This window comes from Achromobacter sp. ES-001 (genome assembly GCF_019448355.1).
In the GTDB taxonomy this organism is placed as follows: domain Bacteria; phylum Pseudomonadota; class Gammaproteobacteria; order Burkholderiales; family Burkholderiaceae_B; genus Achromobacter; species Achromobacter spanius_B.
Genome location: NZ_CP079940.1, coordinates 5995276 through 6010409 on the forward strand (window position 1 = coordinate 5995276; position 15134 = coordinate 6010409).

Consider the following 15134-nt stretch of genomic DNA (forward strand, 5'->3'; position numbering starts at 1 on the left):
ACGTTCTCTCGGATGTTATATCATTACAAACGGCGGACGAATGATATAACATTTCAGAATCAATGCGATGAAGTTTTGGGGGGCTTGACCACCATCTCCCTGGTTCCCGCGACCCGCCCCACGCGATAAAGCCGTGGACGCCGGCGCAACTTGGCCACCTTCTGCTCAATCTCATCAAGCAAGCGAAGCGCAGCCGCCGGGCTGTCGTCCGATAGGTATTCAACAATCGCCAGCAGGTCTTCGCGAGCCGTCTGGCGCCATTCAAGAACCGGCACGATGCTTCTTTTTGCTGACCAAGGCACGCGCCTGGGCCATCACCTCCTGGTGGGAAACCGCTGGACGCGTATCGACGAGCGCCTCCTGGACCTTTTCGCGAAAACACAGAGTATTCTCGACATCACGAGACCCTGCACGCGATGCGCGCCGGTTGTTCGGACGCCAGGCGTCAACGGGTTCTCATCCCACCAGGAGACTCCCGATGATTCCCAAGAACACCATTTGCCTTTGGTTCGACGGCACCGCGCTGGAGGCGGCGCGGTTCTATGCGCAGACGTTTCCCGATAGCTCGGTGGACGCGGTGCATCATGCGCCGTCCGACTACCCGTCGGGCAAGGAAGGCGAAGTGCTGACCGTGCAATTCACCGTGATGGGCATCCCGTGCCTGGGCCTGAATGGCGGGCCGGCGTTTCAGCACAACGAGTCTTTTTCGTTTCAGGTGGCGACCGACGACCAGGAAGAAACCGACCGCTATTGGAATGCCATCGTCGGCAATGGCGGGCGGGAAAGCGAGTGCGGCTGGTGCAAGGACAAGTGGGGCTTGTCCTGGCAGATCACGCCGCGTGTGTTGACCGAGGCCTACACGGGCGCGGACCGCGCCGCCGCCAAGCGCGTGTTCGAAGCGATGATGACGATGGGCAAGATCGACGTCGCCCGGATCGAGGCGGCGCGGCGGGGATGATTGCGGCAAGCGCGGCGACGGGCGGGCCGGGCGCCCGGCCCCGCCGCCACATCATCCGCCCCATCAACCCGCCTTGAATTCCTTGTTCCAGAATTCCAGGATGTCGGCCTTGCGTTCGGTCAGGCCCTTCAAATCGTACGCGTGCAGCAGCTTGACTTCGGCATCGGTGAAGCCGACGCGCTTCAGGTTCTCGGGCAGTGTCGCGTTGGTCACCGTGGGCGCGTAGCCCATTTTTTCGGCGAAACCGATCTGGCCTTGCGGGTCCAGCATGGCGTTCAGGTATTCCCATGCCGCGTCCTTGTTGCGGCTGTTCTTGGCCACGCCAGCTTCGAACGACACCGGCACCGAGCCTTCCTTCGGGATCACGAAACCCAGCGGCAGGCCGCTGTCCTTCCACTGCAATGCGCGCGCCTTCCACATGCAGGCGATGGCGATTTCGCCGGACTTGAATGCGGACGCCACCGCCTCGTTGGACGGATAGATGCGCGGCGCATTGGGCTTGAGCTTGGCCAGGAAGCGCTTGCCGCCGTCAAACGTCTTCGTGTCCCCACCCGCGCCCAGGCCGACGAAGACCGAGTTGTACAGGTACAGAATGTCCGAGAAACCCACCTGCCCTTTCCACTTCGGGTCCAGCAGCACTTGCAGCGAGTCCGGCGGCGTCGGGAATTTCTCGGTGTTGTACACCAGCGTCATCGCGCTGAAGATGTGCGGAATCGAATACGGCGTTTTCAGCGCGGCAATCGCGTGCGCCAGGTTTGGCAGCTTCTTGACGTCGATGGGCTCCAGCGTGCCGGAACGTTCGGCGTCATACATATCGACTTCGCCTAGCAGGGCCACGTCCATGCTGCCGCGCCGCGAATTCTTTTCCGCGCGCAACTTGGTCACGCGGCCCACGGCGTTGCCCGTGTCGTACACCACCTTCACGCCTTGCTTGTCGACGATGGGGTTGATGATCTGCTGAAGCAGGTTTTGGTAATCGCCGCCCCACGTGCCCACGACCAGGTCTTTTTCGGCGGCGTGCGCCATGCTGGGCACCCAGCCCAACGCGGGGGCCAGGGCCAGGCCCGAGGCGGTCTTGATAAAGCCACGGCGAGTCAGGTTTTTCTCTTGCATAACAACCTCGTATCGAAGGGGAACAGACGACTTGCTACGGTGGCGCGCAAGCGGCTGTGCCCGCCCGCGCGCCTTGGGTTTTCAAACCGGTCAGACCAGCATCTGGACCGGCGCATCGGGTGCCAGCGCCTGGATTTCGGCCGCGTCGATGTCGCGCGCGATGACGATGATGGCATCGCGTGCATCGGGCTGACGCGTCAGCCGTTGCGGCGCACTGAAGGTCGTGCCTACCGACTGGATCAGGATGGGCTCGGCGCATTCCGTCACGCGCACTACGGCCTTGAGCCGCAAGAGCCGTTCGCCGCACAAGCCGGCCAGGTTATCCAGCCATTCGGAAAAATCGGTCCAGCTCATGCCGTCCCGCGCAAGCGCTGCCATCACGCGGATGCGCGGGTGCGCGGCATTGGCGCCGGCGCCGCCCGCGATCAGCATGCGCGCGGCCAGCCCGGCCAAGTCGGCGACGCCTTGCGACAGCGCAAAGGCGGCTTGCACGGCGCTCCGGCGGTCGGGGTCGGCAATGACATCGGCCAGCGGGTTCAGCGCGGCGGCGCGCGCGGCGCGGCCGGCAAGCTCGGATGCCGGCAGCAGATCGGTCTTGGTCAGCACGATGCGGTGCGCAGCGCCAAACTGCGCCATGGCCTCATCCATCTGGGCCACCGTATCAGGGTCGCGCGCGCAATCGTCGGTGCACACCACCGTCAGCCGCAAGCCCCGGCTGGCCAGTTCCGGGTCGGCCAGCGACGCAATGATCGGGCCGGGCCGCGACAGCCCGCTGCATTCCAGGATCACGCGTTGCAACGGGCCTTCGCCCTCGGGGCGCGGCGCGTCCAGCAACGCCGACAAGGTATAGACCAGGTCGCTGCGCAACGAGCAACACACGCAGCCATTGGCCATCAGCGTCATCGGCACGTTGTCGCTGTCGTTGGCAACGATGGCGCCGTCCACGCCGATTTCACCTGCCTCGTTGACGATGACGCCGGTGTCGCGGGACGCCGGATCGCGCAGGTAATCCACCAGCAGCGTGGTCTTGCCGCTGCCCAGGAAACCGCACAACAGGAACAGGTCGACGGCCATGTCAGCCTGCCTCGTCCGCGCTGTCGCAAGGCGAACCCGACGGCGCGCCGCCAAACGGCGGGCGTTCGCCATCCACGTCTTCCGCCCAGCTGTCCTTGACCATCTTGCGCACGTCGGCCAGCAGTTCGGCGGTGTCGTACACCACGCCGGATTTGATGGTGGTGCGCAGGCAGCGCTGCCATTCGACCTTGGCCGTCTCGTCGTTCAGGCGCATGGCGCCGGTGCCGAACAGCAGCTTGAAATCGGTCAGCGGATTCTGATCATGGATCAGCAGATCGGCGCGCTTTTGCACATCGATCGACCCGGTGTCGTCATCGATGCCCAGCAACGCGGCGCTTTGCGAGGTGGCGGCGCGCAGCACTTCAATGGGATGAAAGCCGGCTTCCTGAAGCAGTTCCAGTTCGCGCACGAAGCCAAAGCCGTAGATCTGGAAGATGAAACCGGAATCGCTGCCCGCGCACACACGCCCGCCCAGGTTCTTGTATTCGTTGATGAACTGCATCCACAGCCGGTAGTTCTGCTTCCACTCGATTTCGTTGGTGGTGCTCCAGCGATACCAGTAGGCGCCATGCCCGCCGCGCTGCGGCTGGAAGTACTTCCACACTGCCTTCCAGGTGTAGTCGTCGTGCCAGTCCGCGCGGCGCGCGCGCATCAGGTCGCGGTTGGCGTCGTAGATATTGAAGGTCGGCACGAAGGTGTGGCCAAGCTCCAGGAACTGGTCCATCACCTGCCGCCACTTGGCCGAGCCTGGCTGCGCGGCCTGCATGAAGGTCTGGCCGGCGACGGCAAAGCGGTAGTACTCGTCGCTGTAGTTGTAGTCCGTGGGAAACGACTGCACGACGCGGTCTTCGAACAGCGCTTCGGGCAGGCCGTAATAGTGTTCGGAGCTGGTCAGCCCCCAGCGCGCGGACTTCAATGCGTTCACACGGGTCACGGCCATCTGCGCGTGGTGGCAGCCCGAGCGCAGGCCCAGTTGCGCGGCTTCGTCCAGCGCGGCTTCCATGATGGCGGGCGGCGCGCCAAAGAACTTGATGCCGTCCGCACCGCGCGCGGCCAGCTTGCGCACCCATTCGCGGCCCTGCTCAGGCGTGTGGATGGTTTTGACGCGGTCGTTTACGGCGGGAAACACGCTGTGCACCACCATGCGCGGCGCGGCGATCTTGTTGGCGGCGGACAGTTCGCGCTGCTCCATCGTCCAGCCCAGCCCGCCCATCGCGCCCATTTCGCGCACCGTGGTCACGCCATGCGCCAGCCACAGCTTGTAGATGTAGTCGGCGGGCGGAACGATGCCGCTCATGGCGTGATACGGCGTGCCGATGTGCGCGTGTGCGTCCACAAAGCCAGGCGTGACGAACTTGCCGTGGCAATCGATTTCGTGGTCGCCCGGCCCAGGGCGGCGCTTGGGGTCGATGGCCTTGTGCGGCGTGCCCACGTTGACCAGCGCGGTGATGCGGTCGTTTTCGATCACGATGTCGACCGGCCCCCAGGGCGGCGCGCCGGTGCCGTCGATGATGGTTGCGCCCCGCAGGATCAGCCGGGGAAACGGCCCCAGGCCACGGTCGCGCGACACCGGCGCGGAAGGCGGATGCCAGCCCTTGGCCGCGTTGACGTCGCGGGATTCTTCGCCGACTTCCGATTGCGAAAACGTGGGATCGCTCATGGCGCTTACACCCCCAGTCCGTTGTGTTCGATTTCGCCGCCCTTCATGATGAGCGCGATGTGCTCGCCCTGCCCCAACAGGCAGGACAAGTCCCGATATGGGTTGCCGTCCACCAGCAGCACATCGGCCAGCGCGCCCGGCTGGATGCGGCCAAGCTGGCCCACCTGGTTCAACACTTCGGCTGCCGTGGTGGTGGCGCACTGAATCACTTCCTGGGTAGAAAGCACTTCGTTGCGGATACGGAATTCGTCGCTTTGCAGGCGTTGCGAGGGGCCCAGCAGATCCGAGCCATAGCCGATTTTCACGCCCGCCTTCTTGTAGATTTCCAGCGAGTGCAGGCCGGCGGTGCGCACGGTGGCAATCTTGGCAACCGAGTCCGCCGGCAGGCCATAGTCGGCGCCTTCGTTGGCCAGCGCTTCGTAGGTCACCAGCGTGGGCACCACGAAGGCACCCTTCTCGGCCATGAAGCGTGCCACGCGCTCATCCACCAGGTTGCCGTGCTCGATGGTGCGCACGCCGTTGCGCACGGCGCGTTCGATGGCATCAGCGGTGTAGGAATGCGCCATCACATACGTCTGGCGGCTGGCGGCTTCGTCGACGATGACGCGGATTTCTTCTTCCGAATAACCGAAGGACGCAATGGGATCGGTGGGCGATGCGACGCCGCCCGAGGCCATCATCTTGATCTGGTCCGCGCCCATCTGAAGTTCCTGGCGCACGGCCTTGCGCACGTCGTCGATGCCGTCGGCCACACGGCCGATGTCCCCCGCCCGAAAGCAGCAGCCGCAAAAGCTCATGGGGCGCAGGTGGTCCGAACGCGGGCGCGGGTCGCCGTGGCCGCCCGTCTGGCTGATGGCGCGGCCCGAGATGAACAGGCGCGGCCCCTTGACCGTGCCTTCGTTGACGGCGCACTTCAGGCCCCAGCCCGCGCCGCCCGCATCGCGCACCGTGGTGAAGCCGCGGCGCAGCATCGCCGCCATGATGGGCACCGCGCGCATCATCACCAGCGCATCGGGCAGCACGCCCTGCGTGCTCAGGTTCAACTGCGTGGCCAGCACGTGCACGTGCAGGTCGATCAGGCCGGGCATCAGCGTGCGGCCAGCCGCGTCGATCACCTGCGCCGAGGCGCTGGTGATGGGCTTGTCCGACACTTCCTTGATGACGCCGTCCTCGACCAGCACATGGTGGCCTTCCAGCAATTCGGCCTGCAAGGGATCAAGCAGGTTCGCGTTCTTGAACAATACGGATGCCATGAAATTTCCTTGTTGTGATTCGGGCTCAAGACGCCATGGTCTTGATGTAGCGCCGATGGATCAGCCAGTTCGATATCAGTGCGATGACCAGCGTGCCGCAGACCAGGATGACGGCCAGCGCGGCGCCGAACGGCCAGTTCGAGGCGCGGGTGATCTGGTCGTACAGCGCGGGCGCCATCATCGTTAGGCCCGAGCCGCCCAGCAGCACCGGCGTGGCGTAGGCGTTCATGCAAAGAATAAAGACCAGCATCGTGCCCGCCGCCACGCCCGGCGCGGCAATCGGCAACACGATGCGGCGAAACGTCGTGAAGAAGTTGGCGCCGACATTGCGCGCCGCCTCTTCCACGGACAGGTCCATGCCTTCAAGCACGCTTTGCAATGTCAGGATCAGGTACGGCATGACCACGGCCGTGGTGCCGATGACCACCGCCGTGGGCGTGTACATCAGCGTGATGGGCTTGTCGATCACGCCCAGGCCCTGCAACACCGCGTTGACCACGCCGGCGTTGCCCAGCGCCACCATCCAGCCGGCCGCGCGCACCACGTTGCCCACCATCAGCGGGAACACCAGCAGAATCACAAACAGGCTTTTGTACCGGCTTTGCGTGCGCGCCAGAAAATACGCCACGGGAAAGCCCAGCACCAGGGCCAGCACCGTGCACAGTGCCGCCACCCACAAGGTGGTGAAGAAGATGTCGCGGTAGTAAGGGTCGCCAAAGAACTTGGCGTAGTTTTCGAAGGTGAAGGCGGTTTGCATCAGCTCCGCCGGATCGAAATGGTTGAAGCTGTAGCGGGCCAGTTGCAGGATGGGCACCAGGATGATCACCAGCACCACCAGCGATGCGGGAAAGGCCAGCCCGGGCCCCAGCCAGCGGCTGGGCCGGCCGTCTACGGTTGCGGTCGTCATGGCGGCTCCTATTGCGTGAAGGCCACGCAGTCTTCCGGCTCGAAGCACGCGTACACGCGCGAGCCGGTTGCCGGTTGCGCGCGGCCCGCGCCGCCATTGACGATCTGGCTGATCATGCGGTTGCCGCCTTCCAGCTGCACGCGCACTTCCAGAACCGACCCCAGGTACAGCGAAGATTCCACCACGCCCGCCAGCGCGTTGCCGCCCAGGGGCTGCTCGGCCAGGCGCACCCGCTCGGGCCGCACGCCCACATGCGTGGCGCCGGCGCCGTCCGGCGTGGCGATGCGCTGGCCTGCATCGGTATGGAACTGGTTGTCGGCCTGGCCGCGCCCCGTGAACACGTTCATCTTGCCCAGGAAGTCGGCCACGAAAAGATTCGCCGGACGCTCGTACAGCGTGGCGGGCGCGCCCACCTGCTGCACGATGCCGTCATGCATGATGGCCATGCGGTCGGCAATGGCCAGCGCCTCTTCCTGATCGTGCGTGACGAATACCGTGGTCAGGCCCAAGCGCTGCTGCAACGATCGAATTTCCTCGCGCACTTCCAGCCGCAGCTTGGCATCCAGGTTGGACAGCGGCTCGTCCAGCAGAAACACCTTGGGTTCGATAGCCAGCGCGCGGGCAATCGCCACGCGCTGCTGCTGTCCGCCCGACAATTGGCGCGGATAGCGGTCGCGCAATTCCGTCATGCGCACCATGTCCAGCACGCGGCGGATCTTGGCGTCGCGGTCGGCCTTGGGCACCTTGTGCATCTCCAGCCCGAAGGCCACATTTTCGGCCACCGTCATGTGGGGAAACAGCGCGTAGCGCTGGAACACCATGCCGGTATCGCGCTTGTGCACGGGCAAACGGGTGACGTCGGTATCGCCGATGCGGATGCGTCCGGCCGTCGGCGTAATGAAGCCGGCAATCATGCGCAGCGTGGTGGTCTTGCCGCAGCCGCTGGGCCCCAGGAACGTGACGAGTTCGCCTTCGGCGATCTCCAGGGAAAAGTCGGACACCGCCACCGCCGCGCCGAACTGCTTGCGGATATTCTCGATTGAGACCTTCGCCATTTCTTACACCACCTGACTGAGTTTCACATAGCGGTCGGTCACAAGCATGATGATGCCCAACAGCAGGATTTGCACCGAAGCCACCGAAGCGATGGTCGGGTCCAGATTGAATTCCAGGTACTGCATGATGGCGATCGGCAACGTGGTGCGCCCCGGGCCCACCAGCGATAGCGACAGCTCCAGGTTTTCAAACGACACCACGAAGCTGAATAGCGCCGCCGCCACGATGGACGGGCGCAGCATGGGCAGGGTCACGCGCATGAAGGCCTTGGGCGCGCTGGCGCCCAGGTTGCGCGCCGCTTCCTCGATTGAGCCATCCAGCCCCGCCATGCCGGCGGTGACCAGGCGCACCGTCCACGGAATCGTCAGGCAGACGTGCGCGATGACCAGGCCGCCGAAGGTGCCGATGATGTCCTGGTCCAGCATTTCCTCGGCGCGCAGATAGAACAGGTAGATGCCCACGCCCGCCACGATGCCGGGGATCAGCAGCGGCGACAGCAGCAAGGTGTTGATGCCCTTGCTGCCCTGGAAGCGGTAGCGCGCAATGCCGACCGCGGCCAGCACGCCCATCACCACGCCGATGGCGGCGGCCACCAGGGACACTTGCAGGCTGAACAGGAAGCCGTTGGCGAACGCGGGATTTTCCCAGGCCTTGACGTACCAGGACAGCGTGTAGCCGGACGGGGGGAAGTAGAGAATGGCGTCCTTGAAAAAGCTCAGCCAGACCACCAGCACGATGGGGCAGAGCATGAACGCATACATCAGTACGACGAAAACTCGATGCAGCCACGTTGCCCAGGGGATCACGCGTATGGGCTTGACCCGGGCGGCCGTGACGGCCGAGTTCAAAGGAGGCGCGCTATGCAAATCCTGTTTCCTTGTCAGCGAGGTGCCGGCTCGGTTTAAAACTCCTCCGCATGGAACTCTTCGGTTCTCTCGGTTAACCGAAGCATATCGATGGGTTGCTGCGCCGTTCAACTAGGGATTACCCAACATTGCGCGCCCGACGCCGCATCGACGCGGGTAATTCCCGACGCGCGCGGCGCGAGCAGGTGCAACCCGTCTCGGTGTGAAAACAGGGGCAGGTGCAACCCGGGGTTTCCATGAGAATGACGGTGCCGAGGCCTCGGCACCGTCCGTCATGCGCTGGCGCAGCGGCGCACCGGCGTGTCAGCGCCTCAGCGCGCCGCCTCCAGCCCGCACAGCGCTTGCAGCACCGCCACGCGGCTTTGCCCCAGCACCATGCCGTGCCAGTCATAGGCGTGGCAATAGAACGCGTCCTGCGTGGCTTGCAGGATGTCGCGGCGCAGCGCGGCCGGGGCATCCGGGTTGGCGCGCAGCCAGTTGCGCCCGCGCAGCGCCAGCACGATGTCGTCAAAGGGCACCGTCCCGTATTCCAGCGCCATCAGCGTGGGCGACGACTGCGGGCAGGCCTGATAGATCAAGCTGGCCAGATGACCGGTGATGTCCACGGAAGCCGATGTCCCCTGAAACGGCACGGCAATGTCCAGGCCCCACCACTGCCGCGCCCGCGCCACTTCGGCGTCATCGCGGCGGCCGGCGTAGATTTTTTCGCCATGGCCGCGCGGCCCCAGGCCGGTGTGCACATCGATCCAACCAATATGTGCATAGGGGCTGGCATGCGTTTGCAGGATGCGGCGCAGGTTGGATAGCGAGGCCGCCGGCGCCGCGCCGCCGTAGAACAAGCCGTCGGGGTGCGTGTACTGGCCACGCGACACGGCTTGCGCAAAGGCGGCCTGCCCATGTTCGGCGACGTAACGCGCCAGATCGCGCTGGTTGTCGTCGGACGGCGGCCATTGCGTGGGCAGCAGCAGCGGATGCAGCGCGCCGTAGCCGGCGTTGACCGGCAGCGGCGCGCCGTCAAAGGGTTGCGCATTGCGATTCAAATCGACGTTGCCTTCGTCGGTACGCGCCATCCACGAATACCCGTACGGGTTTACCGCGTGCACCAGCAGCAAGGCCACGCCCGCCTGGCGCGCCCGCTTGAGCATCGGCGCGTCGTCCATCAGCGAGAACTGGCAGCCCGCCCCGCAAAAGCCTTCGACGCCATGCGTGGCGGACGTCATGATCAACAGGCGCTTGGCGTCGGGCGCGCCGATCAGCGCAACGTCGGTGGCCAAGGCTTCGCCCTCGCTGCCCACCGCCTCGATCGGGTAGGACGCGACGGACGCGCCCAGGCGCTCGGCATCCGCCAGAAAGCGCTCGCGCGATTCGGCGTAGCTGCGGGGAAAGTAGCTTGTACTGCTGGGCATCATGCCTCCTGAGTGTCGATTGCATGGCCGGTGCGGTCCTGAATCCAGAACAGCACCACGGTGGAAAGCGTGACGGTCACCATCAAATACCAGGCGGGCGCCATGGGGTTGCCGGTGACATGCAGCAGCCAGGTCACGAAGAACTGCGCAAAGCCGCCAAAGACCGAGATGCCCAGACCATACACGACGGACATGCCGGTGGTGCGCACGGCCTTGGGAAACAGCTCGGGCAGCATCGTGATGACGGGCGCGGTCTGCAAGGCCAGCAACACGGCCAGCAGCGCAATCACCGTCATCAGCCGCGCCGTGCTGGGCGCGGACACCAGCCATTCAAAGCACGGAAGCAAGGCGCACACCGTGGCGGCGCGCGACCAGAAGATGACCTTCTTGCGCCCCACGCGATCCGCCAGCATGCCGACAAACGGGGCGATCAAAAAGCCGATGGCGCCCAGCACCACGCTGGCAAACAGCGTGGACGTGGCGGGCAGGCCCAGCTGCTTGTTGGCGTAGGCGGGCATGTAAAAGCCGATGATCTGCGCGCACACCATGCCGCCGATGACAAGCAGGATGCCCTTGACGACCAGCGCCTTGTGCTCGGTGAACACGCGGCGCAGCGGTTGATGGGACGGCGCGGTGGAGGCCGCCGGGGTGACGCGCGAGTCGGCCGCCGTGGCCGGGGAATGCGCGGCGGGGGTGGTATGCCCCCCCTGCACCGCCTGGCGGGCGTGATTCCCCGGAGACGATTCCGGCGCCTCCAGCGTTTCTTCCAGGTTGCGGCGGATGTAGGCGCCCACCGGTACGGTCAGGATGCCGATGACGAACGGCACGCGCCAGCCCCACGCCTGCATCTGTTCGGGGCTAAGCGCGGCGGTCAAGAGCGCCACCGTCAGCGCGCCCAGCATCACGCCCAGCGACTGGCTGCCGAACTGCCAGCTGGAATAAAAGCCGCGCTGGTTGGCCGGCGCGTGTTCCACCAGCAAGGTGGTGGACGCGCCCACCTCGCCACCGGCGGCAAAACCCTGGATCAGCCGCGCCAGCACCATCAGCACCGGCCCGGCCACGCCCATCTGCGCATAGGTGGGCGCGGCGGCGATCAGCGCGCAACCCAGCCCCATCAGCCACAGCGTCAGCGTCATGGCGGCGCGGCGGCCGTGGCGGTCGGCGTACGACCCGATCAGCATGCCGCCCACGGGCCGCATCAGGAAGCCCACGCCGAAGGTGGCGGTGGTCAACAGCAACTGGCCGTAGCCAGAGGCAGCCGGAAAGAACAGCGGCCCGATGACCAGCATCAGGAACGTGAAAACGGTGAAGTCGAAGAACTCCAGCGCGTTGCCGATGGTGGTGCCGGCAATGACGCGCCGACGCATCGTCGATGAATGCAGATGCTGCCGGCCGGAATCGGCGGCGATGGCGATAGACATGATTTCCCCTTGATGTCCGTTGCCGGGGCGATGGTCCGCGTCACGCGGCGCGCGTCACGCATTGACCGCGCCGTGTTGGGCTGATGGCCGCCGGGCGTCATGTCCCGGTCGCTTTGCCTGCCCCGTCCGCGTGAATATACGGATGGCGGACGATAAGGAAAAGACAGTATTTTTGTTCCAGTGAAAGCTTTTTGTTATAGCCCCGCCCATCCCGGCCCCGTCACCACTCCTTCCCCCCGCCATCCCCACGCCATGAATCTTCGCCAATTGCGCGCCTTTGTCCTGATCGCCGAGCACGGCAGCATCCGCGCGGCGGCGCGCGCCTTGTTCGTGACGCAGCCCGCCGCCACCCGCAGCCTGCGCGAGCTTGAACAAAGCGTGGGCGCCGAACTGGTGCGCCGCAGCGCGCGCGGCGTTGAACTGACCCCGTACGGCGACGCGCTGTACAAGCGCGCCGTCGTGATCCTGCAAGAAGCGCGGCGCGCGCAGGAAGAGATCGGGCAGATGCGCGACGGCGAAGGCGGCAGCTTGAACCTGGCCATCAGTTCGGCCGCGCTGACGGTGCTGCCCGCCGCGCTGTCGGCGTTCCGGGCGCGCATGCCGCGCGTATCGGTGGCGTTCAATGAAGTGGCGCCGCCCTTCAGCCACGAACAACTGGAATCGGGCCGCTACGATTTCCTGGTGCAAACGGAATACGACGGCGACATCGACGACGGCTTTGCCCGCACGACACTGTTCACGCTGCCGCTGGCGGTGGGCGCGCGAGCCGGGCATCCGCTGCGCCACGCCCGCACCTTGGCCGATCTGCACGAGGCCCTGTGGCTGCTGCCCGGCAACATCCAGGCGCCGGCCAACCTGCTGCGGCTGGCTTTCGCAACGCAACAACTGCCTGCGCCGCGCGATGTGATTCCGTGCCAGTCCATCGCGGTGGCCCTGGCCATCATCGCGGACAGCGACGCGCTGGGTATCTTCGTGCGCAATCTGTTCGACCACCGGTTGCTGCCTCGCGACGTGCGCATGGTGCCGCTGTTGCACGAACTGCCGGCCGCGCGGGTGTCGATCCTGACGCGCGCCGACTCGCCGCCCACGCCCGCCGCGCGCTGCTTCATCGACTGCCTGCACGAGGCCCACGCCCAGCACCGCCCACCCCGCCGATAGCGTCGGTAGCGCCGGTCTACCGGTTATCATTGCCGCCGGGCCTCGCCACGCGCTGCTGTCAACGTCAAAGTCAACATCAACGTCAGCGTCAACACGCGACAGACGTCCGACATCGCCATCCGCGACCGGCGTCGTTGCCCCGCACCCGCCTTACTCCTGCCCTTGATACCCATGGTGTTCCCCCGCCTTCCTTCCCAGCCCACGCTGACCGACACGGTCACCAAGCGCCTGCTCGCCGAAATCGACGAAGGCCGCGTGCCGCCGGGCGAAAAACTGCCTACCGAAGCGGCGCTGGCCGAGCAGTTCGGCGTCAGCCGCACCGTCATCCGCGAAGCGGTGTCGCGCCTGCGGCAGGACGGTATTGTTGAAGCGCGGCAAGGCAGCGGCGTCTTCGTTACCGGCCTGACGGGTAACCGGGCGCTGCGGATCGATGCGACGGAACTCACCTCACTGGACGCGGTGCTGCACATCGTGGACCTGCGGCGCGCGCTGGAAACCGAAATCGCGGCGCAGGCCGCCGCCATGCGCAAGAAGCGCGACATGGCGGATATCGACAACGCGCTGGCCGCCATTTCGCAGGCGGTGGCGGACGGCGGCGACGGCGTCAAGCAAGACGTGGCCTTTCATCGCAGCATCGCGCGCGCCACGGGCAACCCGTATTTTCTGACCACGCTGGCCTTTGTCAGCCAGTTTCTGGAAGCCGCCACGCGCGTCACGCGCGGCAACGAAGCGCGCCACGCCGACCTGATGCGAGACGTGCTGCAAGAGCACGTCGCCATCGTCGAGGCCATCCGCCGGCAAGACGTGGAAGGCGCGCGCGAAGCCGCGCGCATCCACATGGTCAACGCGGCCAAGCGACTTAGCCGGGCGCACCGCTGACCTGCAAGCGGCGCCCGCCGGTGCCGATGCCAAAGCGCTGCGCCACCAGCCCCATCGCAACAATCGCGCCCGCCAGCAACGACGTATAGGCCACTTCGTTGCGGTATGTGCCTTCGACCACCATGGTGATCAACGCGGCGATGATGCACACGATGACGGCATAGGTCAGCCACGGAAACAACCACATCTTGAACGTCAGTTCCACGCCTTGCGCCTGCAAGCGATAGCGCATGCGCAGCTGCGACAGCGCAATCGCCAGGTACACGAACAGCGCGATGGTGCCGGTGGCCTGCATCAGCACGTCGTACAGATCCATCTTGGACGTCGCCATCATCCAGATCGCCACGAAGGCGAACACGCTGGACACCAGTACGCCGACATAAGGCGTGCCGGTGCGCCGGCCAGTCACCTGCATGATGCGGTGCGCATCACCGCGACGCGACAGCGAATACAGCATGCGCGACGCGGTATACAAGGCCGAATTGAAGCAGCTGCACACCGAGGTCAACACGATGAAGTTGACGATGGCCTGCGCATGCGGCACGCCCAGCCGGCTCAGCGCCACGTTGTAGCTGCCGTGCGTGGGCTGCGACAGCAGCGGGTCGTTGTACGGCACCAGGCACACGATGATGAAGATGGAGCCGACATAGAACAGGCAGATCCGCCACACCACCGAGCGCGTGGTCTTGATGATCTCGCGCGCGGGGTCGGCGGATTCGGCGGCGGCCACCGTCACGATTTCCGCGCCGATGAACGCGAACATCACACCCAGCATGGCCACCACCACCGACTTGATGCCATTGGGCATGAAACCTTGCGCCGTCAGTTGCGACACGCCGCGCGCCTCGCCCCAGGGCCACAGGTGCACCACCGCCAGGCTGCCGATCACCAGGAACGCCACGATGGCAATCACCTTGATCAGCGCGAACCAGAACTCGAATTCACCGTAGTTCCGCACGTTCATGAAGTTCACGATGATGAGCGACACCGTGATGAAAAGCGCGTAGCCCCAATCCGGCACCTGCGGAAACCAGCCATGCAGGATCTGCCCGGCGACGTAAGCTTCCCAGCCCATCAGGAACGCCCAGAAATACCAATACAACCAGCCGATGGTGAAGCCTGCCCAGCGCCCGATGGCGCGGTCGGCGTAGGTGGAAAACGAACCCGTGTCCGGCTGCGCCACGGCCATTTCCCCCAGCATGCGCATCGCCAGGATGACCAGGATGCCGCCGCCCAGGTACGCCAGGATGACGGCGGGGCCGGCCAGCGCGATCTGCTTGCCCGAACCGACGAACAGCGCCGCCCCGATGACCCCGGCGATGGACATCATCGTCAGGTGCCGTGATTTCAAGCCGCCTTTCAGCGCGTTGTTCTGTTTGCTGG

The 15134-nt window shown here is 65.3% G+C and carries 15 protein-coding genes; 3 read left to right on the top strand and 12 right to left on the bottom strand.

The features are described 5' to 3' along the window. Positions 1-59: 59 nt before the first annotated feature. A complete protein-coding gene (locus tag KYT87_RS27110) occupies positions 60-275 on the bottom strand; it encodes a type II toxin-antitoxin system RelE/ParE family toxin (RefSeq protein ID WP_219991309.1) in 216 nt (71 codons plus the stop codon). Beyond that, positions 262-384, bottom strand: a complete 123-nt coding sequence (locus tag KYT87_RS30105) for a hypothetical protein (RefSeq protein ID WP_370638790.1) — start codon at positions 382-384, stop codon at positions 262-264. The genes KYT87_RS27110 and KYT87_RS30105 overlap by 14 nt, the downstream gene beginning before the upstream one ends. Before the next feature lie 94 nt (positions 385-478). On the opposite strand from KYT87_RS30105, the gene KYT87_RS27115 reads away from it, so the two are divergent. Continuing rightward, complete coding sequence (locus KYT87_RS27115) at positions 479-958, top strand: VOC family protein (RefSeq protein ID WP_046803222.1); 480 nt, start codon at positions 479-481, stop codon at positions 956-958. A gap of 63 nt (positions 959-1021) precedes the next feature. Here the strand turns inward: KYT87_RS27115 and KYT87_RS27120 are convergent, their stop codons facing one another. The 9 genes from KYT87_RS27120 to KYT87_RS27160 all read right to left on the bottom strand — a co-directional run bounded on the left by KYT87_RS27120 (position 1022) and on the right by KYT87_RS27160 (position 11714). Beyond that, positions 1022-2071, bottom strand: a complete 1050-nt coding sequence (locus KYT87_RS27120; protein WP_219991310.1) for an ABC transporter substrate-binding protein — start codon at positions 2069-2071, stop codon at positions 1022-1024. Between the two features lie 90 nt (positions 2072-2161). Further along, the gene (locus KYT87_RS27125; protein WP_219991311.1) at positions 2162-3145 is read right to left on the bottom strand and encodes a GTP-binding protein; all 984 of its coding nucleotides are present in this window, start codon (positions 3143-3145) and stop codon (positions 2162-2164) included. 1 nt (position 3146) lies between these two features. Next, positions 3147-4805, bottom strand: a complete 1659-nt coding sequence (locus KYT87_RS27130; protein WP_219991312.1) for an amidohydrolase family protein — start codon at positions 4803-4805, stop codon at positions 3147-3149. A 5-nt stretch (positions 4806-4810) separates the two neighbouring features. Further along, on the bottom strand, positions 4811-6058 hold the full coding sequence (locus tag KYT87_RS27135; RefSeq protein ID WP_046803218.1) for an amidohydrolase family protein: 1248 nt from the start codon (positions 6056-6058) through the stop codon (positions 4811-4813). Positions 6059-6083: 25 nt separating this feature from the next. Beyond that, on the bottom strand, positions 6084-6965 hold the full coding sequence (locus tag KYT87_RS27140; protein ID WP_104142744.1) for an ABC transporter permease: 882 nt from the start codon (positions 6963-6965) through the stop codon (positions 6084-6086). A gap of 8 nt (positions 6966-6973) precedes the next feature. Then, the gene (locus tag KYT87_RS27145) at positions 6974-8020 is read right to left on the bottom strand and encodes an ABC transporter ATP-binding protein (RefSeq protein WP_046803216.1); all 1047 of its coding nucleotides are present in this window, start codon (positions 8018-8020) and stop codon (positions 6974-6976) included. Between the two features lie 3 nt (positions 8021-8023). Beyond that, on the bottom strand, positions 8024-8887 hold the full coding sequence (locus KYT87_RS27150) for an ABC transporter permease (protein ID WP_046803215.1): 864 nt from the start codon (positions 8885-8887) through the stop codon (positions 8024-8026). Positions 8888-9198: 311 nt separating this feature from the next. Next, complete coding sequence (locus KYT87_RS27155) at positions 9199-10296, bottom strand: M14 family metallopeptidase (protein WP_120157155.1); 1098 nt, start codon at positions 10294-10296, stop codon at positions 9199-9201. Continuing rightward, the gene (locus KYT87_RS27160) at positions 10293-11714 is read right to left on the bottom strand and encodes an MFS transporter (protein WP_219991313.1); all 1422 of its coding nucleotides are present in this window, start codon (positions 11712-11714) and stop codon (positions 10293-10295) included. The genes KYT87_RS27155 and KYT87_RS27160 overlap by 4 nt, the downstream gene beginning before the upstream one ends. A gap of 252 nt (positions 11715-11966) precedes the next feature. Here KYT87_RS27160 and KYT87_RS27165 point away from each other — a divergent pair, with 252 nt between their 5' ends. Then, positions 11967-12872, top strand: coding sequence for a LysR substrate-binding domain-containing protein (locus KYT87_RS27165; protein ID WP_046803212.1), 906 nt, complete (start codon positions 11967-11969; stop codon positions 12870-12872). Between the two features lie 171 nt (positions 12873-13043). Continuing rightward, positions 13044-13751 carry a FadR/GntR family transcriptional regulator gene (locus KYT87_RS27170; protein ID WP_219991314.1) on the top strand — a complete coding sequence of 236 codons (708 nt, stop codon included), beginning with the start codon at positions 13044-13046 and terminating at the stop codon, positions 13749-13751. On the opposite strand, the gene KYT87_RS27175 is transcribed toward KYT87_RS27170, so the two are convergent. Beyond that, positions 13732-15081, bottom strand: a complete 1350-nt coding sequence (locus KYT87_RS27175) for an amino acid permease (protein WP_370638791.1) — start codon at positions 15079-15081, stop codon at positions 13732-13734. The two genes, KYT87_RS27170 and KYT87_RS27175, sit on opposite strands and share 20 nt — an antisense overlap. Positions 15082-15134 lie beyond the last annotated feature (53 nt).

Excerpts from the sequence above, each read along its gene's own strand:
- KYT87_RS27165 (WP_046803212.1), top strand. The coding sequence starts at position 11,967 with ATGAATCTTCGCCAATTGCGCGCCTTTGTCCTGATCGCCGAGCACGGC.
- KYT87_RS27130 (WP_219991312.1), bottom strand. The coding sequence starts at position 4,805 with ATGAGCGATCCCACGTTTTCGCAATCGGAAGTCGGCGAAGAATCCCGC.
- KYT87_RS27175 (WP_370638791.1), bottom strand. The coding sequence starts at position 15,081 with ATGATGTCCATCGCCGGGGTCATCGGGGCGGCGCTGTTCGTCGGTTCG.
- KYT87_RS27125 (WP_219991311.1), bottom strand. The coding sequence starts at position 3,145 with ATGGCCGTCGACCTGTTCCTGTTGTGCGGTTTCCTGGGCAGCGGCAAG.
- KYT87_RS27155 (WP_120157155.1), bottom strand. The coding sequence starts at position 10,296 with ATGATGCCCAGCAGTACAAGCTACTTTCCCCGCAGCTACGCCGAATCG.
- KYT87_RS27160 (WP_219991313.1), bottom strand. The coding sequence starts at position 11,714 with ATGTCTATCGCCATCGCCGCCGATTCCGGCCGGCAGCATCTGCATTCA.
- KYT87_RS27135 (WP_046803218.1), bottom strand. The coding sequence starts at position 6,058 with ATGGCATCCGTATTGTTCAAGAACGCGAACCTGCTTGATCCCTTGCAG.
- KYT87_RS27170 (WP_219991314.1), top strand. The coding sequence starts at position 13,044 with ATGGTGTTCCCCCGCCTTCCTTCCCAGCCCACGCTGACCGACACGGTC.
- KYT87_RS27120 (WP_219991310.1), bottom strand. The coding sequence starts at position 2,071 with ATGCAAGAGAAAAACCTGACTCGCCGTGGCTTTATCAAGACCGCCTCG.
- KYT87_RS27145 (WP_046803216.1), bottom strand. The coding sequence starts at position 8,020 with ATGGCGAAGGTCTCAATCGAGAATATCCGCAAGCAGTTCGGCGCGGCG.
- KYT87_RS27140 (WP_104142744.1), bottom strand. The coding sequence starts at position 6,965 with ATGACGACCGCAACCGTAGACGGCCGGCCCAGCCGCTGGCTGGGGCCC.
- KYT87_RS27115 (WP_046803222.1), top strand. The coding sequence starts at position 479 with ATGATTCCCAAGAACACCATTTGCCTTTGGTTCGACGGCACCGCGCTG.